20 protein-coding genes and 1 pseudogene are annotated in these 21852 nt (G+C 73.1%); 10 read left to right on the top strand and 11 right to left on the bottom strand.

The window, feature by feature from the left end; all coding sequences use genetic code 11:
• The first annotated feature begins 39 nt into the window (after window positions 1-39).
• From ACH4LD_RS17265 to ACH4LD_RS17255, 3 genes are all read left to right on the top strand, one after another.
• Complete coding sequence (locus ACH4LD_RS17265; protein ID WP_398056920.1) at window positions 40-738, top strand: DUF2293 domain-containing protein; 699 nt, start codon at window positions 40-42, stop codon at window positions 736-738.
• Between the two features lie 234 nt (window positions 739-972).
• Entirely contained in the window at window positions 973-1452 is a 480-nt protein-coding gene (locus ACH4LD_RS17260) for a DUF1772 domain-containing protein (RefSeq protein ID WP_398056919.1), read from the top strand.
• Between the two features lie 221 nt (window positions 1453-1673).
• Window positions 1674-3161: a glutamate synthase subunit beta gene (locus ACH4LD_RS17255; protein ID WP_398056918.1), complete on the top strand. Its 1488-nt coding sequence runs from the start codon at window positions 1674-1676 to the stop codon at window positions 3159-3161.
• Window positions 3162-3221: 60 nt separating this feature from the next.
• Here the strand turns inward: ACH4LD_RS17255 and ACH4LD_RS17250 are convergent, their stop codons facing one another.
• Window positions 3222-3752, bottom strand: coding sequence for a carboxymuconolactone decarboxylase family protein (locus tag ACH4LD_RS17250; protein ID WP_398056917.1), 531 nt, complete (start codon window positions 3750-3752; stop codon window positions 3222-3224).
• 46 nt (window positions 3753-3798) lie between these two features.
• Here ACH4LD_RS17250 and ACH4LD_RS17245 point away from each other — a divergent pair, with 46 nt between their 5' ends.
• Window positions 3799-5238 (top strand): PLP-dependent aminotransferase family protein, encoded by a 1440-nt coding sequence (locus tag ACH4LD_RS17245; protein ID WP_398056916.1) that lies wholly within the window; start codon window positions 3799-3801, stop codon window positions 5236-5238.
• Window positions 5239-5439: 201 nt separating this feature from the next.
• On the opposite strand, the gene ACH4LD_RS17240 is transcribed toward ACH4LD_RS17245, so the two are convergent.
• The 3 genes from ACH4LD_RS17240 to ACH4LD_RS17230 all read right to left on the bottom strand — a co-directional run bounded on the left by ACH4LD_RS17240 (window position 5440) and on the right by ACH4LD_RS17230 (window position 7451).
• Entirely contained in the window at window positions 5440-6249 is an 810-nt protein-coding gene (locus tag ACH4LD_RS17240) for an SAM-dependent methyltransferase (protein WP_398056915.1), read from the bottom strand.
• 86 nt (window positions 6250-6335) lie between these two features.
• Window positions 6336-6590: a DUF397 domain-containing protein gene (locus ACH4LD_RS17235; RefSeq protein WP_132783969.1), complete on the bottom strand. Its 255-nt coding sequence runs from the start codon at window positions 6588-6590 to the stop codon at window positions 6336-6338.
• Window positions 6591-7451 (bottom strand): helix-turn-helix domain-containing protein, encoded by an 861-nt coding sequence (locus tag ACH4LD_RS17230; protein ID WP_398056914.1) that lies wholly within the window; start codon window positions 7449-7451, stop codon window positions 6591-6593. It lies immediately after the preceding gene.
• Window positions 7452-7654: 203 nt separating this feature from the next.
• Here ACH4LD_RS17230 and ACH4LD_RS17225 point away from each other — a divergent pair.
• From ACH4LD_RS17225 to ACH4LD_RS17215, 3 genes and pseudogenes are all read left to right on the top strand, one after another.
• Window positions 7655-8317: pseudogene (locus ACH4LD_RS17225) on the top strand (ATP-binding protein); the annotation flags it as partial.
• Window positions 8318-8805: 488 nt separating this feature from the next.
• Window positions 8806-9252 (top strand): hypothetical protein, encoded by a 447-nt coding sequence (locus ACH4LD_RS17220; RefSeq protein WP_132783967.1) that lies wholly within the window; start codon window positions 8806-8808, stop codon window positions 9250-9252.
• Between the two features lie 306 nt (window positions 9253-9558).
• Window positions 9559-11700 carry an ATP-binding cassette domain-containing protein gene (locus tag ACH4LD_RS17215; protein WP_398056913.1) on the top strand — a complete coding sequence of 714 codons (2142 nt, stop codon included), beginning with the start codon at window positions 9559-9561 and terminating at the stop codon, window positions 11698-11700.
• A gap of 15 nt (window positions 11701-11715) precedes the next feature.
• Here the strand turns inward: ACH4LD_RS17215 and ACH4LD_RS17210 are convergent, their stop codons facing one another.
• The 3 genes from ACH4LD_RS17210 to ACH4LD_RS17200 form a co-directional block, all read right to left on the bottom strand.
• Entirely contained in the window at window positions 11716-11892 is a 177-nt protein-coding gene (locus tag ACH4LD_RS17210) for a hypothetical protein (RefSeq protein ID WP_014672054.1), read from the bottom strand.
• 195 nt (window positions 11893-12087) lie between these two features.
• Entirely contained in the window at window positions 12088-12759 is a 672-nt protein-coding gene (locus ACH4LD_RS17205; RefSeq protein WP_398056912.1) for a DUF899 domain-containing protein, read from the bottom strand.
• Window positions 12760-12876: 117 nt separating this feature from the next.
• Window positions 12877-14256: an amidohydrolase gene (locus ACH4LD_RS17200; protein WP_398056910.1), complete on the bottom strand. Its 1380-nt coding sequence runs from the start codon at window positions 14254-14256 to the stop codon at window positions 12877-12879.
• Window positions 14257-14392: 136 nt separating this feature from the next.
• On the opposite strand from ACH4LD_RS17200, the gene ACH4LD_RS17195 reads away from it, so the two are divergent.
• Window positions 14393-15343, top strand: coding sequence for an endonuclease/exonuclease/phosphatase family protein (locus ACH4LD_RS17195; protein WP_398056909.1), 951 nt, complete (start codon window positions 14393-14395; stop codon window positions 15341-15343).
• Between the two features lie 257 nt (window positions 15344-15600).
• Here ACH4LD_RS17195 and ACH4LD_RS17190 read toward each other — a convergent pair whose 3' ends face one another.
• Window positions 15601-17460: an FUSC family protein gene (locus ACH4LD_RS17190; RefSeq protein ID WP_398056908.1), complete on the bottom strand. Its 1860-nt coding sequence runs from the start codon at window positions 17458-17460 to the stop codon at window positions 15601-15603.
• 125 nt (window positions 17461-17585) lie between these two features.
• Entirely contained in the window at window positions 17586-18371 is a 786-nt protein-coding gene (locus ACH4LD_RS17185; protein WP_398056907.1) for a nucleotidyltransferase family protein, read from the bottom strand.
• Window positions 18372-18544: 173 nt separating this feature from the next.
• Here ACH4LD_RS17185 and ACH4LD_RS17180 point away from each other — a divergent pair, with 173 nt between their 5' ends.
• The gene (locus ACH4LD_RS17180) at window positions 18545-18964 is read left to right on the top strand and encodes a RidA family protein (protein ID WP_398056906.1); all 420 of its coding nucleotides are present in this window, start codon (window positions 18545-18547) and stop codon (window positions 18962-18964) included.
• Complete coding sequence (locus tag ACH4LD_RS17175; protein WP_398056905.1) at window positions 18961-19416, top strand: GNAT family N-acetyltransferase; 456 nt, start codon at window positions 18961-18963, stop codon at window positions 19414-19416. The genes ACH4LD_RS17180 and ACH4LD_RS17175 overlap by 4 nt, the downstream gene beginning before the upstream one ends.
• 201 nt (window positions 19417-19617) lie before the next feature.
• On the opposite strand, the gene ACH4LD_RS17170 is transcribed toward ACH4LD_RS17175, so the two are convergent.
• The gene (locus ACH4LD_RS17170) at window positions 19618-20340 is read right to left on the bottom strand and encodes an aspartate/glutamate racemase family protein (RefSeq protein WP_398056904.1); all 723 of its coding nucleotides are present in this window, start codon (window positions 20338-20340) and stop codon (window positions 19618-19620) included.
• 5 nt (window positions 20341-20345) lie between these two features.
• Window positions 20346-21803, bottom strand: coding sequence for an NCS1 family nucleobase:cation symporter-1 (locus ACH4LD_RS17165; protein ID WP_398056903.1), 1458 nt, complete (start codon window positions 21801-21803; stop codon window positions 20346-20348).
• Window positions 21804-21852 lie beyond the last annotated feature (49 nt).

The raw sequence follows: 21852 nt of genomic DNA, 5'->3' as shown, positions 1-21852 counted from the left end.
GCGTGGGAGGCGTGGGCGGTGACGGGGAAAGTACCGCGTATGGCGCTTCCCGCAACTCCCCACTCCCCCGGTCGGCTTGTCGTCATCCAGCCGCTGAAGCCCAGGCGGTGTGCTGGTTGCCGGCGTGGTCCGCTGTCGCTGCTGGTGCTGGAGGACGGGGCGCCGCGCTGCCTGGACTGCGCCGACCTCGGCCACCTGGTGTTCCTGCCGCGCGGCGACACGGCCCTGACCCGCGGGTCGCGGGAGGAGAGCACGCTGTCGGTGGTGGTCGTGCGGTTCAACCGGCGCAAGAGCCGCTACGAACGTCAGGGTGTGCTCGTGGAGGAGGCCGCGCTGGCTCGGGCCGAGATCCGCTGTCTGGCGGACGCGGAGGCCCGGCGTCGACGGCGGGCGCGGGACGCGCGGCGCCGGGCGGCGGAGGACGAACGGTTCGCGGCGTCGTTCGCGGCCGAGATCCTTCGGCTGTTCCCCGGTTGCCCGGCCGAGCGGGCCCGCGCCATAGCGGCCCACGCGTCGGTGCGGGGCAGTGGGCGGGTGGGTCGCAGCGCGGCCGGGCGGGCGCTGACCGAAGGGGCGGTGATCTCGGCGGTCGTGGCGGGCGTACGGCATGGGGACACGGCGTACGACCAGCTTTTGATGAGCGGGGTACCGCGCTACGAGGCGCGGCGCCGGATCGCGGGGACCGTGGAGAGCGTGCTGCGGGCGTGGCAGGGGGATGGGGAGGAGGACGTGGGTTGAGGAGGGGTGTGGGGGGTGACACGGACGGGGTGGCTGGCCGGGGTATGCATGAGCGAGCACGCGCCCGGGGTGTGAGTGGAGCGGATCTCGGCTGGGGCATGTGCGGTGGCGGTGCCACTGGGGCTCGTGCGACAGCGGCCAGAACGTGTGGCTAGGTGCACGGGGTGCGCCGGCGCGTGAAGGTGATGTCGGTGCCGGGCGGCGGTCCCGGTGGGACGGGATGGGGGTGTGGGGATGATCGGCGGGCCGTTCTTCGTGCTGGTCGTGCTGGGCGTTCTCGGAACGGGGCTGGTGGCGGGTGTCTTCTGCGGGTTCTCGACCTTCGTGATGCGGGGGCTCGCGGCGCTGCCGCCCGCGCAGGGTGTGGCGGCGATGAACGCGATCAACGTCGCGGCGGTACGGCCGGCCTTCATGACCTTGTTCGCCGGATCGGCGGCGACGAGCGCGCTGATCGCGGTGGTGACGTTCGTGGTGTGGCCGGAGGAGGGGAAGGTGGAGCTGCTGCTGGGAAGCGTGCTGTACCTGGTCGGCTCGTTCGGGCTGACGGTCGTGGCGAACGTGCCCCGCAACGACCGCCTGGCCCGGCTCACGCCGGGGGCGCCGGAGGCCGCGGTGTACTGGTCGGCGTATGTGCGCGAGTGGACGTTCTGGAACCACGTCCGGACGGTCGCCTCCGCCGCGGCGTCCCTGGTCTACATAGTGGCTCTCGCCTGAGCCTCCCCGCCCCGCATCGCACCGCCGCGCACCCCACCGCCCGCACGTCACCGCCCGCACCGCCGCGCACCGCACCGGCGTCGCGCCCCCGGGAGAAAGCGCTGTCCCCCACCCTGCGCGGGCGTCGGCGGAGACGTATCGTGGCCGGAAGAGTGCCGCCCGAAGACGCACGGCCCTTCGTACACCCGGTGCCTCCGGTGCCCGTACGCGAGGAAGACGCCATGGCCGATCCCAAGGGGTTCATGACCACGCCGCGCCAGGAGTGGCCGCGGCGGCCCGTCGGGCAGCGGGTGCGGGACTGGGACGAGGTGTACGTCCCGGGCGCGCTGCTGCCCATCATCAGCAAGCAGGCCGACCGCTGCATGGACTGTGGCATCCCGTTCTGCCACCAGGCCTGCCCGCTGGGCAATCTCATCCCCGAGTGGAACGACCTGGTCGCGCGGGAGGACTGGCGGTCGGCGAGCGACCGGCTGCACGCCACCAACAACTTCCCGGAGTTCACCGGGCGGCTGTGTCCGGCGCCGTGCGAGGCGGGGTGCGTGCTGGCGATCAACCAGCCGGCCGTCACCATCAAGAACGTCGAGTGCGCGATCGCCGACCGGGCGTGGGAGGAGGGTTTCACGCCGCCCCGCCCGCCCGAGCGGCTGTCCGGGAAGACGGTCGCCGTCATCGGCTCCGGGCCCACCGGGCTGGCCGCGGCACAGCAGCTGACCCGGACGGGACACACGGTGGCGGTGTACGAGAAGGACGACCGGATCGGCGGGCTGATGCGGTACGGCATCCCCGAGTTCAAGATGGAGAAACGGCACCTGGAGCGGCGGATCGAGCAGATGCGGGCCGAGGGGACGAAGTTCCGTACGTCGACGGCGGTCGGCCGGGACGTTCCGGCGGCGGAGCTGCGGTCCCGGTACGACGCGGTGGTGATCGCCACGGGTGCGACGGCGTGGCGGGAACTTGACGTGCCGGGCCGTGCGTTGAACGGGATACACCAGGCGATGGAATACCTGCCGCTGGCCAATCGGGTGTGTGAGGGGGATCTGGAGGTATCGCCGCTGTCGGCCGCCGGCAAGCACGTCGTGATCGTCGGCGGCGGGGACACCGGGGCGGACTGTCTGGGCACCGCGGTGCGCGAGGGAGCCGCGTCCGTGACCCAGCTGGACATCTACGCCCAGCCGGATGCGGAGCGCGACGAGGACGCCGAGCCGTGGCCGACGTACCCGAAGATCTACCGGCTGTCGGCCGCGCACGAGGAGGCGCGGGAGCTGCGTACGGCACCGGCGGCGGACGCGGACGCGCGGCTGTTCGCGGCGTCCACGCTCCGCTTCGGGGGAGACGAGAGGGGGAATGTGCGGTCACTGCATCTGGTGGAGGTCGACGAGCGGCGGCGTCCGGTGCCGGGCACCGGGCGGACGCTCCCCGCCGACCTGGTGCTGCTCGCCCTCGGGTTCTCCGGGCCGGACCAGAAGGACGGTCTGATCCAGCAGTTGGGGCTGGCGTTGCAGCCGCGCGGCACGATCGCCCGGGACGACGGTTTCGCGACCAACGCCCCAGGGGTGTTCGCCGCGGGGGACGCGGCGCGCGGGCAGTCGCTCATCGTGTGGGCGATAGCGGAGGGGCGGGCGGTCGCGGCGGCCGTGGATCACTATCTGACGGGGAGTTCCACGCTCCCGGCCCCGATCCGGCCCACGGACCGGCCGATGGTGGTCTGATTCACCGTCAGGGAGCCGGACGGGCACGGGTGCGGCCGGGAATCGGTGGCGGTGGCCCGCTCAGCCGGCGGCGCGTTCGTCCGTGCCCGCGACCTTCCCCGTGGCCAGGGCCACGCGGTTCCACGTGTTGATCGTGAGGATGAGGGAGAGGACGTGGGCCAGTTCCTGGTCCTCGAAGTGGGCGGCGGCCTCCGCGTAGACGGTGTCGGGGACGCCGCCGTCGGCGACCAGGGTCACCGCCTCCGTCAGGGCGAGGGCGGCTTGTTCCTTCGGGGTGAAGAAGTGCCGGGCCTCGCGCCAGACGGCGACCATGTGGAGCCGGTCCTCGCTCTCGCCGGCCTTGCGGGCGTCGTTGGTGTGCATGTGCAGGCAGTAGGCGCAGTGGTTGAGATGGGAGGCGCGGATCTGGATCAGTTCGACCAGGGCCGGGTCGAGGCCCTGGCGAGCGGCGGCGTCCAGGCCGACGATCGCCCGGAACACCTTCGGGGCGGCCTTCCCGAAGTCCAGGCGGGTGCGGGCGGCCTCGGCCGTGGCGATGCCGTTCGGGAGGTCGACGGTGGTGTCGGTCGCGGTGGTCGTGTTCGTCGTCATGGCTTCAACCTAGGGGCCGAAAAGACCGACTGTAGGGTGCACTTCCATGACGGAATCGTGGGTCAATTCCGCGGAGCGGATCGGTGCGGATCTGCACCTGGAGCTGTCGGGACCGGGTGGCCGGCGGGCGGCACTGACCAGGGCACTGCGCGAGGCCGTGCGCAGCGGGCGGCTGGCGCCGGGCACCCGGTTGCCGCCGTACCGGTCGCTCGCCGCGGACCTGGGGGTGGCCCGCAACACGGTGGCCGACGCGTACGCCGAGCTGGTCGCGGAGGGCTGGCTGACCGCTCGTCAGGGTTCCGGAACGCGGGTGGCGGAGCGGGCCGAGCCGCTGCGTGACACCGGGCGAACGCCCGTCAGGGCGCCTCTGCGCGCGCGTGGGCCGCGGCACGACCTGCGGCAGGGGGCGCCGGACACCTCGGCCTTCCCGCGTGCGGCGTGGGCGGCTTCGTACCGCCGGGCGCTGCAGACGGCACCGAGTGAGGCGTTCGGACCGGGCGATCCCGCCGGGCGCCGCGAGTTGCGCGAGACCCTGACGGAGTATCTGGCTCGCGCGCGTGGGGTGCGTACCGAGCCGGACCGGATCGTGATCTGCTCCGGTTTCGCGCACGCGCTGCGGCTTCTCTTCGGCCGGGCCGTCCAGGACGGACCGGGTGCGGGCGGGGTGCTGCGCGGTCCGCTGGGCGTGGAGGCGTACGGGCTGGGGTTCCACCGGGAACTGCTCGCGGCGGCCGGCGTGCGTACCGTAGCGCTCCCGCTGGACGAGCACGGGGCGCGGGTGGACGCGCTGGGGCGCGAGCGGGCGGTGCTGCTGACGCCCGCGCACCAGTTCCCGACCGGCGGCCCGCTGCACCCGGAGCGCCGGGCGGCGGTGATCGACTGGGCACGGGCGCGGGGGGCGGTGGTGCTGGAGGACGATTACGACGGCGAGTTCCGGTACGACCGCCGGCCCGTCGGCGCGCTGCAGGGGCTCGACCCCGAGCGGGTGATCCACATCGGGTCGGTCAGCAAGAGCCTGTCGCCGGCGCTGCGGCTGGGCTGGATGGTCCTGCCGCAGCGGTACGTGGAGCCGGTGCTGGCGGCGAAGGGCGAGCGGGAGGCGTGGGCGAGTGTGCTGGACCAGCTCGCTCTCGCGGACTTCGTCGCCTGTGGGTCGTACGACCGTCATGTGCGGCGTATGCGGCAGCGGTACCGGCGCCGACGGGACCGGCTCGTCGCCGCGCTCGCCGCGCAGGCGCCGCACATCGAGGTGACGGGGATCGCGGCCGGGCTGCACGCGGTGCTGCGGCTGCCGCCCGGCACGGAGCGGTCGACGGTGAAGGCCGCCGTGTGGCAGGGCGTGGCCCTCGACGGTCTCGCCGCGTTCCGGCATCCACGGAGTCCGACGGATGCCGGCGACGGCCTGGTGGTCGGATACGCGGCCCCGGCCGAACACGCCTACGGGGCCGCGCTGGAGGCACTGTGCGGGGTGCTGCCACTGGGGTGAGGCACGGATCGCCCGAGGAGGCCGGGGGATCCCTGCCTACGGCTCGTGGGCCACCGCCCCGTCCCCCGGGATACGGACGGGGATCCCTCTCTACGGCTCACGTGCCACCGCCCCGCACCCTGGGATACGGGCGGGGGACCCCCGGGCCTACCGCTTGCGTGCCACCGCCCCGCACCCCGGGATACGGGCGGGGACCCCGGCCTACCGCTTGCGTGCCACCGCCCCGTACCCCGGGATCACGCCGTCGTCCTGGCCGGGGACCGGTTCGCCCAGGTCGGGGTGCCACTTGTGGACGATCTCGACGCCGGGGTCGACCAGGTCGAGGCCGGTGAAGAAGCGGGCGAACTCCTCGCGGGAACGCAGGGCGAGGGTGACGCCGGCGGCCTTCAGCTTCTCGACGGCCGCCGCCGACTCCTCGGGCGTGAAATCGGCCGTGGCGTGGGTCATCATCAGGTAGCTGCCGGACGGCAGGGCGGACAGCAGCCGGGAGACGAGGGCGTGCGCGCCGTCCTCGTCGGGGATGAAGTGCAGCAGGGCGACGAGGGAGAGGGCGACCGGCCGGTCCAGGTCCAGGATTCGCCGGGCGCCCTCGATGATCGCTTCCGGGTCGCGGACATCGGCCTGGAGGTACTCCGTGACGCCCTCCGGGGTGCTGCGCAGCAGCGCCGCCGCGTGGGCCAGCACGATCGGGTCGTTGTCGCAGTAGACGACCCGGGCGTCGGGTGCGATCCGCTGGGCGACCTGGTGCAGGTTCGGCTCGGTGGGTATGCCGGTACCGATGTCCATGAACTGTCGTACGCCCTGCTGGGCCAGCCAGCGCGTGGCGCGGTGCATGAACGCGCGGTTGACCCGCGCCATCACCGGCACCCGGGGGTCGAGGGCCAGCATCTGCCGGCCCATCGCCTCGTCGACGGGGTAGTTGTCCTTGCCGCCGAGATACCAGTCGTACATCCGCGCGGGATGCGGCTTGCTGGTGTCGATCTCGATGGCCGTCGGGTCCTGCCCTGTCATGCGGCACTCCGTAAGCGTCGGACGCGAGTGTTGATCAAATCGGTTTCACCGTAAGGCAGTTGACTAAGAAACAACACACGCCGGGGTCAGGACAGCAGGAAATCGGCCTCCCCCGCCTTGGCGCCCTCTATGAACGCGGTCATCTCGGCCGTGGTGTAGATCAGGGCCGGCCCGTCCGGGTCGGTCGACTGGCGCACGGCGATGCGTCCGTCGGCCAGCTTCATGGCCTCCAGGCAGTTTCCGCCGTTGCCGCCGCTCCAGGGCTTGTGCCACCCCTCGCTGCCCAGTTCCCGCGCGGGCATGCCGTTGTAGACGCGTCCGTGCGGCTTGATGCGATCCATTCACAGCTCCTTGCGGAGATCCCGGAGGATCTCCTTCGTGCGTTGTGCCGTAGCGGCCTGCGCCGCCATGCGGTCCATGACCTCCAGGTGGGCCGCCACCTCGGTGCGCGCGTCGAGGTAGACGGCGCCGGTCAGGTACTCGCTGTAGACCATGTCCGGCAGTTCTGACATGGCAAATCGGAACAGCACGAAGGGCCCGTACGTCCCCGCGTGCGGCCCGTTGGCGAACGGGGCGACCTGCAGCGTGACATGGGGCAGCTTCGTGGCCTCAAGCAACTTGTCGATCTGCGCACGCATCACCTCCGGGTCGCCGACCGGGCGGCGCAGGGCGGTCTCGTCCATCACCACCCAGAAGCGGGGGGCGTCGGGACGGGTGAGCAGTTCCTGGCGCTGCATGCGCAGTGCGACGTGCCGCTCGATGTCCTCCGGACTCGTCTGGCCGACGGCACCGGATTTCAGCACCCCGCGTGCGTAGTCCTCGGTCTGCAGCAGGCCGGGGACGAAGTGCGGTTCGTAGGAGCGGATGAGGCTGGCCGCGCCCTCCAGGCTGACGTACATCGAGAACCAGCCGGGCAGGATGCCGTGGAACCGCTGCCACCAGCCGGGCTTGTTCGCCTCCTCGGCCAGTTGGACGAAGACCTCGGCCTCGTCGTCGGGGACGCCGTAGGCCTTCAGCAGCAGTTGGAGGTACGGGATCTTGAGGGAGACCTCGGCCGTCTCCATGCGGCGGACGGTGGCGGGGGCGACACGGAGGACGCGGGCGGCCTCCTCGCGCTTCAGCCCGGCGCGTTCCCGCAGGTCCAGCAGGCGCCGGCCGAGGACCACCTGGCCCACCGTCGGCGCGGACCGCGGTTCGCTCACGCTCCCACCTCCACCGAAAGTTCGCTGACAGCCCTGCGGCGCCGTTCGAAGATTCATTCGAAGATCGGACCGGACCTCCGACGACTCCAATTGGCGCCGCGCGACGTGCTGTTGCGAGCAGTCTGCCACGAGCCCTGACCGAGTCACACAGCACTCTGCAATTTTCAGAGTGACTCTTGCCAAGTGTCCATGGCAGGGCGATAGTGGCAGGCGTGATTCCGTCCGCGCCTTTAGGAACAGACGCCGCCGCAGACCGTCCCGGTCTCGGTGCCGATGGGGGTTTCCCCGCGCGAGCCGGTTCGAACGCGGGGAAGGCAGCGACCTCCCAGGGGGGCACTGCCGAGCGCAGGTTCCGCTTCGAGCTGGCCGCACATCCCGGTTCCGTCGCCCAGGCCAGACGCCTGACGCATGCTCGGCTGTCCGGCTGGGCGGTGTGCGCGGACACGTGCGACAGCGCTGCCCTGGTCATATCCGAGCTGGTCACCAATGCGATCGTGCACACCGCCAGCGGTCGGGTCGTGTGCGAGCTGCACGACCACGACGACATGGTGCGCATAGCCGTACGTGACGAGGGCTGTGCTCCTGGCGAACCCCACCCGTCTCCGCAGCGACCTGACGAGGAGCACGGGAGGGGGTTGCTTCTCGTCGACGCGCTGTGCCGAGCCTGGGGTGCCCAGGAGCACGGCCCCGGGCTGCTGGTCTGGGCCGAGTTGCCCCGGCAGAACGACGCCGTCGCCCAGGTCGCCGCCGAACCGCGCGACGACCTGGGCTGGGGCGCCCGCCCGAAGCCGGGCCGCCCGGACGACTCCGACAGCGACCAGCCGACCGAGGCGAGTGGGCGGGTGGCACCGGAGGAGCAGCGGGGTACGGCAGCTGGGCAGCACCGGAACGCCCCACAGGCGGGGCGTCTGGACGCCGCCTCCGGGCAGCGCGGGAATGCGTTGCCGGAGGGGCACCTGCACACGGCCCCCGGGCAGCGCGGGGAAGCGGCCTCCGGGCAGCGCGGGGACGCGGCCTCGGAACACCGCCGGGACGCCGTACCGGGGCAGCAACGACGGACTCCCCAGCCGGACGGGCCGGGGAAGACCGGGCAGCTCGGGCTTGGGGCGCCTGGGCAACTCGGGCCGGGTGCGCTCGGACCGCACGGGCGAGGGGAGCCGGAGCGTCAGCGGTACCTCACCGCCGGGCAACCGCTGCACCGGCTGCCCGAGCAGCACGGGTATGGGGCAGCGGAGCAGCACCCGCACGCAGCGGAGCAGCACCCGCAAGCCGCGCACCCGGAGCAGCACCGGCCCATGGCACCGGGACGACCTCCGCACGACACACCGGAGCCCCGCCTGCACAGGGAGCGGCCGTGACCGGCGGGCGGCCCGGTGGCAGCGGTGCCGGCCAGGAGCCCGCCATCGGCCTGGACACGCTGGTACGGCTGCAGCGCCGACGCCCGGCACCTGATCCGGCCCACCGTCTGTCCCTGCCGGACGGCATGACGGCCCCGCTCGGCTGCGACGCCGTCGCCGTGCCCGACCGCCTCGGCCCGCTCGTCGTACCCCGGCTGCCACGGCTGGGATGCGTGTACGCCGACGGCTCTCACTGGTGGTGGATCGTTCCGTCGGACTCCGACTACGCGCTGCCCTGGCCGTCCCCGGCCCACTACGCCGTCGGGGCCCTGGTCACCGGCGCCGCCCGGCTCATCCATCGTCCGGACGGTACGGTTCCGTACACCCCGCCGATCCCGCTGTACCTGGCCCTGTGCCGGGTGACGGGGACGGCTCCGGACTGGTCACGGGCGGTCTCGGCGTAACCGTTGCCGCCCGGGCGCGGCCGTTGCCGCCGTCCCGGCGCGCCATCGCCGTCCGGCGCCACCGCCGCCGCCCCAGCCCGAGCCACCCCCGTCGCCGTCACCGCCCAGTCCACCAGTCCCGCAGCCTCCCCGTCCCGGTCCCGCAGCCCCCAGTCAGGCCCCACACGCCACCCACCCGGCGCCCGCCCACCGCGCCGCTCACGCGGATCGTGCTCCCTCCGCGCCCCTCCTGCGTCTGCTCGCGCCCTGCCGAGCCGGGGTCGCGGCCGGAATAGTGGCCGTTCCGTCGGGGTCCGGGAGGTCACGGTGAGGAAGAAGCGGGAGGCGGCCGAGCCGGTGGTGTCGGCGTCGGAACGGCTGCTGTTCGGCGGACCGCTGCGGTACGACATGGGCTGGAACCAGCACGCGGACGCCTTCCTCGCGCTGACCTTCCGGGCGATGCTGACCCGGCTGCCCGGCATGCTGTCGTCCAGTCTCCGGCTGGCCCGGCAGGCGGACGCCCGGGCCGCGCGGGTGGTGCTGGCCGCCGAGGCGGGCCGGGGCGTTGCGCAGGCGGTGAGCCTGCTGGCCGTCAACAGCGCGCTCGGCAAGCTGCTCACCGGCCCCGACATCGAGCAGCGGCTGCGCGCGGCCGCACCCGCCCTCGTCGTGATGGCCGTCGTGACCCTGGTCGCCGCGTTGCTGCGGGCCGCCTCCGTCTACGCCACCGGACGGCTGGAACCCAAGGTGGAGCGGGTGGCGACCGAGCTGTACCTGGAGCGGGCGGCGAACGTCGAACTGGCCGCGATCGAGGACCACGCCTTCCACAAACTGCTGGACACGGCCCAGTACGGCGCCCGGTCCGCCCGGCACATGATCGGCTACAGCACCCGCGTGATCAACGCGATGATCTCGCTCGTCGCCGCGGCGGGCGTGCTGACCGTGCTGCATCCGGCGCTGCTGCCCCTGCTGGTCACCATGACCCTGCCCAGCGCCTGGAGCGCGCTGACGAACGCCCGGCGCCGCTACGAGTCCTTCCACACCTGGGTGCAGCACGCGCGGGCCGGTCAGCTGATCAGCGGCCTGCTCACCGAGCCGGCCGCCGCCCCCGAGATCCGGGTGCACGGCGTGGGCCCGTTCCTGCTGCGCCACTTCCGGTCCATGTCGGAGACCGCGGAGGCGGAGCAGGCCCGGCTGTCCCGGCTGGCCGCACGGACCGGTCTGATCGCCGCGACCTGGACGGGCCTGGCGACACTCGCCACGTACGCGACGCTGGGCGCGCTGCTGCTCGCCGGCGCGATGGCCCTGGCGGTGGCGGGTACGGCGGTGATCGCGATCCGTACGGGCGCGGCGAGCCTGGACACGCTGGTGCTGGAGATCAACCAGCTGCACGAGGAGGCGCTGTTCGTGGGCGATCTCCAGCGGCTGTACACCGCGGCGGCCGAGCGGGCCATCCCGGCGGGCGGCGAGCCGCTGCCGGAGGACCCCAAGGAGATCCGCTTCGAGAACGTCTCCTTCAGTTACCCGCACGACGGGCCTCCGGCCGACCAGCACCCGACCGGCGACCACGCCCCCGCTCAACCCGCGACCGTCCCCCACCCGGCCGGCGACCACGCCCCCGCTCAGCCCGCGACCGTCCCCCACCCGACCGCAGGACCCCCGCCTGGCAAGGACCTGCCCGGCAATGACCTCCCCAGCAATGACCTCCCCGGCAAGAACACGACCGGCCCCACGCCCCGCCCCGCCCTCGACGACGTCACCCTCACCCTCCCCCTCGGCCGGATCATCGCGCTCGTCGGTGAGAACGGCTCGGGCAAGACCACGCTGGTCAAGCTGCTCGCGGGGCTGTACACGCCGGACCGGGGCCGGATCCTGTGGGACGGCGTCGATGCGGCGCGTGCCGACCGGCGGCTGCTCGCCGAGCGCATCGCGATGGTGGCCCAGGACTTCAAGCGCTGGCCGTTCACCGCCCGGGTGAACGTGGCCGTCGGCCGCTCCACCGCGCCGATGACCGAGGAACGGCTGGCCACGTCGATCGCCGAGGCGGGCGCCGAGGACGTGGTCGCGGACCTGCCGCGCGGCCTGGACACCCTGCTGGCCCGGAACTTCAGCGGCGGGCACGAGCTGTCCGGCGGCCAGTGGCAGCGGCTCGGCATCGCCCGGGCGGCCTACCGGCGCGGGAGCATCCTGATCGTCGACGAGCCGACGGCGGCGCTGGACGCGCGGGCCGAACTGGAGGTGTTCGAGAAGATCCGGGCACTGGCGGGCGGCGGGCAGACCGTCGTCCTGATCACCCACCGGCTGGCCTCGGTCCGGCATGCCGACCTCGTGCACGTGCTGGAGCACGGGCGCCTGGTGGAGTCCGGCACCCCGGAGGAGCTGCTCTCCAGAGGCGGTGTCTACGCGGAGCTGTACTCCCTCCAGGCGCAGCAGTTCACGGCGCGGGTGCCGGCTCCGAAGCCGGCCTGAGTGGCCCGGACCGGCTCAGTCGACCGTCTCGCCACCGCGGACGATCACCAGGAAGGTGTCCGTCGCGAGGTCCATGACGACCTCGGCGGGCAGACCTTCCAGTCGCCGCGCGTGCGCGAACTCCTCCGCGGGCCAGGAGCCCCGGGGACCACCGGCGGGAAAGCGTTCGAGCACCGTTCGCCCGTTCACCATCTCGCACCTCCAGAAAGCGTCGTACGTGTAGGAGTTAACGCCCTGGAGATGGGAAACGCCTCGGTCAGTGACGGTACTGAGACATTGTCGACACCGGGTCGGCGCGGACCGTGAGGATCCGTTCACCTTGTGACACGAACCGCACGCTCCGTATCAGTGACCGCACACACCGTGTCAACACTGACACCTTCGGCATCAGTAGTCGTACTCGTCATGCAGCCGAAGTCCCTCGCTTCCGGCCGGGCTGCGGCCGAGTGCGGTCAGGTCGAGCAGGGCCGAGGTGGTGCCCAGTCCGTCCAGCCCGTCGTCGTACACGGAGTAGGTGTGGAAGACCCGGTCGTGGTCGCGCAGGAAGCAGCTCAGCCCCGCGCGCTCGACCAGCTCGCCGCCCGACTCGACGGTCGCCTCGAAGTCACGGTTGAAGTCGCGGCCGGAGCCGCGGTCGCAGTCGCCGCCGTGCGCCGAGGAGTACCAGGGCACCGCCCATCCCATCCGCGCCTTGAACGGCAGGATCCGGGTGAACGGTGCCCGGGAGACGGCCGCGAAGGAGGTGTTCCGGGCGCGCAGGTGGGCGAGGTGGCCGACCTGGTCCAGGAAGGCCGCGCAGCAGGGGCAGCCGGTGCGCCACTCCGGGGCGAACATGAAGTGGTGGACGACGAGTTGGGTCCGCCCCTCGAAGAGGTCGAGCAGGGTGGCCTTGCCGTCGCCGCCCTCGAAGACGTACTCCGGGTCGACCTCGACCACGGGCAGCCGCCGCCGCTCGGCGCCCAGTGCCTCGCGCGCCCGTCTGACCGCCTCCTCCTTGCGCAGCAACTCCTCGCGCGCCGCGCGCCACTGCTCGCGCGAGACGATCTCCGGGTGCGACATGGGCCCTCCTGTCCGACGGTCGGTTCAGGGTGGTGACCGACGGCGGCGGCGGAACTCATCGCCGGGGACGGAGGATTTTTCGGCCAAGTCCTGCCCGGCTTCCGGCCAGGGGCGGGCTCAGGTGTCGTACTCCTGGAGGCGTCGGCCGTGGTCGCGTGCGGTCAGTGCGGGCAGCCGGTCCGTCAGTTCCCGTACGACCGCCGGCACGTCGAGGGTGAGCAGTTCGCGGTCCCGCATCAGCACACGGCCGTCGACGACGGTCGTGCGGACGTCGGCGGCGCGGACGCTGTGCACGAGGGTGGCGGCGAGGTCGTGCACCGGCTGGGTGTGCGGGCCGGTGAGGTCGACGAGGACGATGTCGGCGCGCCGGCCGGGCGCTAGGGTGCCGATCCGGTCGCCGAGCCCGACCGCGCGGGCGCTCTGCCGCGTGGCGTGGTGCAGGGCCTGGCGGGAGGTCAGCCAGCGCGGGTCGCCCTCGGTGGACTTCTGGATCAGGGACGTCAGCGCCATCGCCTCCCACATGTCCAGGGAGTTGTTGGAGGCGGCGCCGTCGGTGGCGAGGCCGACGGGGACTCCGGCCGCGCGCAGGGCCCGTACCGGAGTGGTCGTCGGCCAGGCGAACTTGAGGTAGCCGCGGGGCGCGGTGGCCACCGCCGTACGGCCGCCCGTGCGTGCCAGCAGCGGCAGGTCCCGTTCCAGGATTCCGGTGCCGTGGGCGATGAGGAGGTCGGTGTCGAGGAGTCCGGCGCGGTCCAGGACCTCGATGGGCGTGAGGCCGTACCGGGCGAGGCTGGTGTCGGTCTGGTCGCGGTTCTCGGCGGCGTGGATGTGCACGGGCAGGCCGTGCGCGCGGGCGAGTTCGGCGGTCGCGGCCAGGTCGGCGTCGGTGACGGTGTAGGGGGCGTGCGGGGCGAGGGCCGTGGTGATGCGGCCGTCGGCGGCGCCGCGCTGCCGCAGCGCGAACTCCACCGACGCCTCCCGCGCCCGCGGCCCCTGGCCGGAGAAGAAGGCCGCGCCGAGATGGGCGCGCAGCCCGCACTCGGCGACGACGGCGGCGACGGTGTCCATGTGGAAGTAGTGGTCGGCGAAGCAGGTCACCCCGCCCCGGATCATCTCGGCGCAGGCGAGTCGCGCCCCCAACTCCACGTCCCGGGCGGTGAGGTTGGTCTCCACGGGCCACACGACGTCGTTGAACCACTCCTCGGTCGGCAGGTCCTCGGCGAGGCCGCGCAGAGCCACCATCGGTGCGTGCGTATGGCAGTTGATCAGTCCGGGCAGCGCGACCTGCCCGCGCGCGTCGATCCGCGTGCCGGCCGGCTGGTCCCGCACGGAGGCCGCCGTCGTCACCGCGTCGATGACGCCGTCGCGGACGACGATCGCGGCGTCCTGACGGAATCCGATCCCCTCCCCTTCGTCCCCGTCCTGATGGACGAGGGCCGCGCAGCCCGTGACGATCAGGTCGGCGGGAGCGGCGCTCAGGGGCCCGACGGCAGTCATGGGTCCAACGTACGGCCCTGTCGTACCGCTATGTGAGCCGAACCACGCATCCGGGTCACAGCCCTCGCGCGTGGCGGCCGGGGCGAGCACCCTGGCCTCATCACGGCCCGCCCGCGGCCCTCGAAAGGAGCCCGGCATGCTCCTCGGCACCTGGAACCTGGAGAACCTCTACCGCCCCGGTGGCCCGTACGGCCCGCACGACAAGGCCGCCTACGAGGCGAAACTCGCCGCGCTCGCGAGCGTGATCACCGCACTCGACCCGTTACTGCTCGGCGTCCAGGAGGTCGGCGACCCGGACGCGCTCGCCGACCTGACCGGTCTGCTGGGCGGCGACTGGTACACGGCCCTGTCCGCGCATCCCGACGGGCGCGGCATACGGGTCGGCTTCCTCGGCCGTACCGAGCTGCGTGTGGTCGCCGACACGGCCGGTTTCCCGGCGCAGCTGCGCCCGGTGCAGTCGGACGACTCCGGTGCGACGGAGGCGGCGGCCGGGCGGGGGTTCCTGGCGGTGGCCACGGACACCGGGGCGGGTGAGCTGACCGTGGCGGTCGCGCATCTGAAGTCCAAGCTGCTCAGCTATCCCGGGAACCGTTTCCTCCCCCACGACGAGGGTGAACGAGCCCGCTACGGGGCGTACGCCCTCTACCGCCGTACCGCCGAGGCCACGGCCCTGCGGGCCCTCGCGGACGAGCTGCTGGCGGGCGAGGGCCGGGCCCGGGACGTGGCCGTGCTCGGTGACCTCAACGACGAGGTGCTCGCCGCCACCACACAGCTCCTGCTCGGCCCGCCCGGCTCCGAGATCGGCACCCCCGGGTACGACCACCCGGATCAGGGCGACGCGGTACGGCTGTGGGACGTGGCCCCGCTGATACCGGCCGACCGCCGCTACTCGCGGGTCGACTCCGGGCGCCGCGAGCTGATCGACCACGTCCTGGTCAGCCACCATCTGGCCCACCGGGTGACGGAGGCGGGCACCGGCCTGCCCACCGAGCCACCACCCCACCTGCCGTCGATCGGCCCGGACCCGGCGGAACGCCGGAACACCCCCGGCTCGGATCACGCGCCGGTGTGGATACGGGTGGCCTAGCCGACCGCGCGGCCACGGCTGCCCGGCAGCCGCCGCGTTGCCGGGCGTGCGGACACGGCTGACCGGCAGCCGCCGCGTTGCCGGGCGGGCCGATACGGCTGACCGGCAGCCGGCACATCACCAGCCGGGCGCACACCCACTCACCCGCAACCGCCGCTTTGCCGGCCGGGCGGATACCGCTGACCGGCAGCGGCCACATCCCCAGCTGGGCGCACACCACTCACCCACAGCGCCACTCACCAGCCCGGCGGGTACGGCTATGCGGCAGCCGCCGCGCTCACCGGCACCCGCATGCCCCGCCGTTCCAGCTCCCCCAGCGCGTCCCGGAGGCGGCGGAGGTGTCGGGGGGTGAGGCGGCCGGTCTCGTCGAGGTGCACGGCGCAGGCCGTGGTCGTGTCCACGAGCCGTTCCAGCACCTCGGCGACGGCGTCGGTGCCCTCGGTGTGCCGGGCGAGGGCGGGCAGTTCGGCGGCGGCGAGGGCGATGGCGGTCCGGGCCTCGGCGAGGGTCCGGTAGGCCTCCCGGCGCAGCGCCCACCGCTCGGCGCGGTCGCCGGACTCGCCGAGGACGTGCAGGAGATAGGCGTCGGCGGCACTGCCGGCCGCCGCGAGCCGGGCCCGTACCCCGCCGCCGCGCTCCCCCGGCATCGGCAGGTGTCCCACGACCAGCACGAGCGCGCAGGCCAGCAGCGTCTCGCCGATCCGGCTGACCGAGGCCTGCGGCTCCCCGCCGGCCATGATCAGGGCCAGGACGAGGACGGTGACGACGGCGGTGAGCGCCGCGAAGTGCCGGGTGGCGACCGGTATGGCCGCGCCGCAGACCGCCACCAGCGCGATCAGCCCGGCCGGCCGGGGCAGCAGCGCGGCGAGGCCGGCGAACACCAGGGCGCCGAGCACGGTCCCGGCGGCCCGGCACAGCACCCGTGAGGCGAGCGGGCCGAGGTCGGGCTTGACGAGGAAGACGGCGGTGGCGGGCAGCCAGTACCAGTGCTCGTGCTGTCCGTACCAGCGGGAGTGGTGCAGGGCCTGGGCGATGGCGGCGCTGGCGCCGAAGCAGAGGGCGACGCGCAGCCCGTACTCGCGCCCGCCGGTGCCCAGCGCGGCCCGCAGGGCGTGCCGGAAGCCGCGGCGGCGGCCGAGCAGCCCGCGGTGGGCGCCCTCGCCCCGGTCGAAGGCGTCGGCGGCGCGCAGCAGGGCGTCGTCCAGGGCGCGCAGGGCGGGGGCCGACCGGTGCGGCGCGGGCAGCGGACCGGTGCCGGTGTTGCCGCGGACGGCGACGGCGAGCCGCCGGGGACCCTCCGCCGCCCGTGCGGGTACGGGTTCTCCCGCCCAGTACAGGGCGGTCGCGGCCTCGGCCAGGGGCAGCGCCGCCACGAACCGGGCGTGCAGCCGGCGCTCGGCGGCACAGCCGGCGTACCGGCGCAGCCGGGGTCCGGCGAGGGCGTCCTGGGCGTGGTCGAGCGCGGCGGTCAGCGCGGCCCGCCGGGCGGTGGCGTGCTCCCCGCCCACGGCGTCGACGAGCGCGGCGATGGCGTCGTACACATCGGCGACCGCTTCCCGCTCGCCGTCGAACCGGAAGTCACCGGCGATCGAGCCGGGGGTGGGCAGGGCCAGCCGCAGCGCCAGCAGCCAGCCGGCGCCGGCCAGGAAGGCCAGGGCCCGCTGCCAGCCGCTCTCGGCCGCGGGCATCCCGGCGCCGATGGCCGCGGCGACGAGCAGTTGCGTGCCGGCGGCGGAGGCGACGGGCCCGACCGCGCTGATGCCGCCGGCGACCAGCCCCAGCGCGGTGAGCGCCAGGGTCAGCGGTACGGCGGCCAGTCCCTGTCCGGCGTACGTGCCGAGGAGCAGGCCCAGTGCCCCGGCGAGCGCGGGCACCCCGAGCCGCTTCACGGACGCACGCCGGCTTCCGGGCCGGTCGTTGATACCGGCGAGCATCGCACCGATGGCGGCGAGCACTCCGGAGGCCGTCTGCCCGCCGAGCATCCCGGCCGGCAGCAACGGCCCGGCGGCGAGCGCTCCCCGGCACACGGCACTCCAGGGAACGGGACCGCGCTGGGCACGGAAGGCATGAGCGAGCCAGAGGGGTACAGCAGGCCGCGACACGGGGCTCCTGTTCATACGAGGGCGGGTGGGCCTTCGGACGACGGTGGCCGGTGGAGGCACCTCCACGGTAGATCGCGTTCCCCGCGCGAACGGTGCGCGCACGTTTCGGGCAGGTGAAAGGTGCCGGGTGCGAGGTTTCTTTATGAACGCAACGCCCCGCATGAACGCAACGCCCCGCTGATGATCTCCTCGGCCGCGGTCACGGCATCGGCCAGGGCGCCGGGCTCGGCCCGCAGCGCGCCCACGACCGCGTCGATCCCCCGCAGTCCCGCCCGCTCCAGGAGGCGCTTCTCGTTGGTCACCCATGCGCCGCGGGACGCGAGGACGGCGTGGGCGGACTGGATGGCGGCCGTGGCCAGGGCGCCGGCGGTTTCGGTGAGGCGGGCGTGTGGGGCGTGGTGGGCCTTGGCGTAGGAGAGGGTGGCGCGGGCGGTGCCGGACCAGTGGTCGAAGGCGGTGCGGCGCAGTGCGGGTGGGTAGCCGGCCGGGCGCGGGAGGTCGCCGCGCAGGACGCGGTTGAGCGCCAGTTCGGCGACGATCAGGTAGGTGGGGATCCCGGCCAGGTGGAAGAGCAGCGGCTCGACCCGGAAGCGGCCCTGCTCCGCCTCGGCCAGCTCGTGCGCGACGACGTCCAGGTCCCGGTAGTGCACGTCGACCCGGCGTCCGTCGATGGTCAGCCAGGCCCCGCCGTCGAAGACACCACCGCCCCAGCCGCCGAGGTCGGAGACCTCGCCCGGCCAGCCGAGCGCGCGCAGGTCGTCGGGGTCGAAGGGACCCCGGTAGTAGACGGCCAGGTCCCAGTCGCTGTCCGGGCGGTGGGTGCCCTGGGCGCGGGAACCGCCGAGGGCCACGGCCCGCACGGTGGGCAGGGCCGCCAGGCGGTCGGCGGTGGTGGCGAGGAAGTCGGCGTCGGAGGACTGCGGCATGCCCTCAGCCTGGCGCAGCCGCACCGAAGACCGCTCCTGGAATTCCGGCGAGCACGGGTGAAGGTGGCTGGGCGCCCGCGTAATTCGGATGCGGGCGGTGCCGGGGAGGTCCGATCATCGGAAAGTTGCCCGCCGACCGTTGTCGTTCACTGCCGTCCGAGGAGCCGATTTCCGTGATCCGGCGCGTCACCGCCCCCGCCCTCTTCCCTCCGCCCACCTACTCCCACGCCTCCGTCGTCGAGGCCGGCACGAAGCTCGCGTTCCTCGCCGGTGCCGTGCCGCTCGACGAGCAGGGAGAGATCGTCGGGCCCGGCGACCCTGTACGGCAGGCCGAGCAGGTGATCGCCAACCTGCGGGAACAACTCCGTGTCGTCGGAGGCGACCTGGAGCACGTGCTGTCGACGGACGTGTACGTCGTGAGCAGCGAGCCCTCGGTGCTGTCCGCGGTGTGGGAGGTGGTGGAGTCCTCGGGACTGAGCACGGGCCCCCACTCCTCCACCCTGCTCGGCGTCGCCTGCCTCGGCTACACCGGTCAGCTGGTGGAGATCACGGCCACCGCCGTGGTGCCGGAGCGGGCGGGAGACGGCCTGTGACGGAAGCGGTCGTCCTCCGCCGCGCCGTCGCGGCGGACGCCCGCGCCGTCGCCGACGTCTATCTGCGCTCTTTCGACGCCGCGCTGCCGACGGTCGTCCGGGCGCGCACCGACGACGAGGTCCGGGACTACATCCGAGACGTCGTGGTGCCACTGCGGGAGACCTGGGTGGCCGAGGCCGCCGGGGCCGGGGTGGTCGGCCTGATGGTCCTGGACGGGGAGTCGCTGTCCCAGCTCTACCTGGACCCTCAGTGGCGGGGGCGGGGCATCGGGGACCGGTTCGTCGCGCTGGCCAAGGAACGCGGTCCCGGGGGCCTCAGCCTGTGGACCTTCCAGGTCAACAAGCCCGCCCACCGCTTCTACGAGCGGCACGGTTTCGTCGCCGTCGAGTACACGGACGGCAGCGGAAACGAGGAGCGGGAGCCGGACGTCCGGTACGTCTGGCGTCCGTGACGTCCGCGGTTCCCGTTCCCTGACGTCCACGGTCCCCATTTCCTGACGCCGCGTCCGGCGTCGATGAGGTTCGCGGTCACCGTTAGCTGACGCCGCGTCCGGCGTCCGTGACATCCGCGGTCCCCGTTCCCCGGCGCCGCGTCCGGCGTCCGTGACGGTCACGTCCGGTCCCGGGGCGCCCCTGGAACCGTGGATGCCGGTTCATCCAACCGGCCGCCCCCACACCCTCCCCTTGGGCAGCGGCCGTGCGTAACCGCCCGCCCGGCTCGTCGTCAGGCCCAGGCCCACCAGCGACTCCGCGAGTCTGACGGCCGCCCCGACACCGTCGACCACCGGCAGCCCGAGCTTCTCCCCCACCGCCCGTTGCAGCCCCGTCATCCCGGCGCAGCCCAGGACCAGGACCTCGGCGCCGGCCTCCCGGGCGCGTTCGGCGGCGGCCAGGAACGCCGACTCCGTGCGGGCCGGGTCCTGGGCGAGGTCGAGCACACCGAGGCCGGTGCCGACGACGGCGGCGCAGTTGCGCGCCACGCCCGCCGTCTCCAGGCTGTCCTCGATCAGGCCGCAGGACCGGTCGAGGGTGGTGACGACGCCGTAGCGACGCCCGAGGAGGCAGGCGAGGTGGGCCGCGGCCTCGGTGATGTCCACGACCGGTACGTCCACCAGCTCCCGTACGCCTTCGCGCCCGTGCTCCCCGAACCCGGCCAGCACGACCGCGTCGTAGACGGGACCCTCGTACGTCCGCAGCGCGTCGAGGACGGCGGCGGCGGACAGATAGCTGTCCAGCCAGCCCTCGGCGGACTCGGGGCCCCAGGCCGGTGTCAGCCCGGCCACCGTGGTGCCCGGAGCCGCCGCGGCACGGGCACCTCGGACGATCTCCTCCGTCATCTCCCGTGTGGTGTTGCAGTTGGTGACGATGATCCGCACGTCCGTCAGCCCTCCTGCCCCGCCGTCGCACGTTCCCGGCGGCACAGTGCCGCGTACACGCCCGCGGCGAGGGCCGTGCCGATGAACCAGGAGTAGGGGGAGACGTCACTGAAGCTGTGCACGAGCGCCAGGACGGCGGCGACCGCGGCAGCCGGCAGGAACGCCCACAGCGCCTTGGGGTTGACCCCCTTGCGGTAGTGGTAGGCGCTGCCGGGCCGGGCGTCGAACAGCGCGTGGACATCGACCCGGCCGCGCTTGACCCAGTAGTAGTCGACCATGATCACCCCGAACAGGGGGCCCAGGAAGGCGCCGAGTCCGCCGAGGAAGTAGTTGACGACGGTCGGGTTGGAGAAGAGGTTCCAGGGGGTGACCACCAGGGCCGCCACCGTGCTGATCATGCCGCCGACCCTGAAGGTGATCTTCTGCGGCCAGACGTTGGCGAGGTCGTACGCCGGTGAGACGAAGTTGGCGACGATGTTGACGCCCATGGTGGCGATGGCGAAGGTCAGGGCACCGATGACGAGCACCCAGGTGTTGCCCACCCTGGCGACCAGTTCGGCCGGGTCGGTGATGGCCTGCCCGAACGCCTCCAGCGAGCCCGCCGTGACGATCACCGAGACCACCACGAACGCGGTGGAGTTGATGGGGAGCCCCCAGAAGTTGCCGCGCCGGACGGTCCGGTCGTCGGGCGCGAAGCGGGAGAAGTCACAGAAGTTGAGCATCAGCGTGCCGTAGGTGGCGAGGATGAGCCCGATCGCGCCGAACCACTGGCGCCACTGCTCGCCGACCGGGACCGGGTGCGGGGTGGAGGTCAGCGAGATGCTCCAGTGGGCCTTGGCCAGGACCCACAGCGCCAGCGCGATCATCACCAGCCAGATGGCCGGACCGCAGAAGTCCTGGAACATCCGCACCGACTCCATGCCCCGGCTGATGATCAGCGCCTGGAGGAGCCAGAGCGAGACGAAGGAGATCCAGCCGAGCGCGTCCAGGCCGAGGAACGAGTGGTGCGTCAGCGACTCCAGGCCCGGCCAGGCCGCCAGCAGCATCACGTTCACGGCGACGGAGGCCAGATAGGTCTGGATGCCGTACCACATGATGGCGATCCCGGCCCTGATCAGCGCCGGGATGTTGGCACCCCAGACACCGAAGCTGATCCGGCTGACGACCGGGAACGGCACGCCGTGCCGCTGACCGATCCGTCCCATGCGGTTCATGCCGGCGTAGATCAGCACGAAGCCGACGAGGAGGGCGGTGAAGACCTGCCAGACGTTCATGCCGAGGACCAGCAGGCCGGCGGCGAAGGTGTAGTTGCCGAGGTTGTGGACGTCGGACATCCACATGGCGAACAGGTCGAAGACCTTCCAGTTCCGCTGCTTCGCGGGAGCGAGGTCCTCGTTGACGAGGCGGGGATCGGGGACGAACGCGGGAGCGCCGGTGGCTGCGGCGCGGTCGGCCAGGGACACGGGACCTCCATGGGCGAGGGGACGGAGGACGGCGGCTCTCCTTGAGTGC

Origin of the sequence: Streptomyces sp. NPDC017676 (genome assembly GCF_044329325.1) — a bacterium.
In the GTDB taxonomy this organism is placed as follows: domain Bacteria; phylum Actinomycetota; class Actinomycetes; order Streptomycetales; family Streptomycetaceae; genus Streptomyces.
The sequence above is the reverse complement of the archived record's forward strand: the minus strand, read 5'-3'. Positions and strand labels throughout refer to the sequence as shown.

Excerpts from the sequence above, each read along its gene's own strand:
- ACH4LD_RS17265 (WP_398056920.1), top strand. The coding sequence starts at position 40 with ATGGCGCTTCCCGCAACTCCCCACTCCCCCGGTCGGCTTGTCGTCATC.
- ACH4LD_RS17260 (WP_398056919.1), top strand. The coding sequence starts at position 973 with ATGATCGGCGGGCCGTTCTTCGTGCTGGTCGTGCTGGGCGTTCTCGGA.
- ACH4LD_RS17255 (WP_398056918.1), top strand. The coding sequence starts at position 1,674 with ATGGCCGATCCCAAGGGGTTCATGACCACGCCGCGCCAGGAGTGGCCG.
- ACH4LD_RS17250 (WP_398056917.1), bottom strand. The coding sequence starts at position 3,752 with ATGACGACGAACACGACCACCGCGACCGACACCACCGTCGACCTCCCG.
- ACH4LD_RS17245 (WP_398056916.1), top strand. The coding sequence starts at position 3,799 with ATGACGGAATCGTGGGTCAATTCCGCGGAGCGGATCGGTGCGGATCTG.
- ACH4LD_RS17240 (WP_398056915.1), bottom strand. The coding sequence starts at position 6,249 with ATGACAGGGCAGGACCCGACGGCCATCGAGATCGACACCAGCAAGCCG.
- ACH4LD_RS17235 (WP_132783969.1), bottom strand. The coding sequence starts at position 6,590 with ATGGATCGCATCAAGCCGCACGGACGCGTCTACAACGGCATGCCCGCG.
- ACH4LD_RS17210 (WP_014672054.1), bottom strand. The coding sequence starts at position 11,892 with ATGGTGAACGGGCGAACGGTGCTCGAACGCTTTCCCGCCGGTGGTCCC.
- ACH4LD_RS17205 (WP_398056912.1), bottom strand. The coding sequence starts at position 12,759 with ATGTCGCACCCGGAGATCGTCTCGCGCGAGCAGTGGCGCGCGGCGCGC.
- ACH4LD_RS17200 (WP_398056910.1), bottom strand. The coding sequence starts at position 14,256 with ATGACTGCCGTCGGGCCCCTGAGCGCCGCTCCCGCCGACCTGATCGTC.
- ACH4LD_RS17195 (WP_398056909.1), top strand. The coding sequence starts at position 14,393 with ATGCTCCTCGGCACCTGGAACCTGGAGAACCTCTACCGCCCCGGTGGC.
- ACH4LD_RS17190 (WP_398056908.1), bottom strand. The coding sequence starts at position 17,460 with ATGAACAGGAGCCCCGTGTCGCGGCCTGCTGTACCCCTCTGGCTCGCT.
- ACH4LD_RS17185 (WP_398056907.1), bottom strand. The coding sequence starts at position 18,371 with ATGCCGCAGTCCTCCGACGCCGACTTCCTCGCCACCACCGCCGACCGC.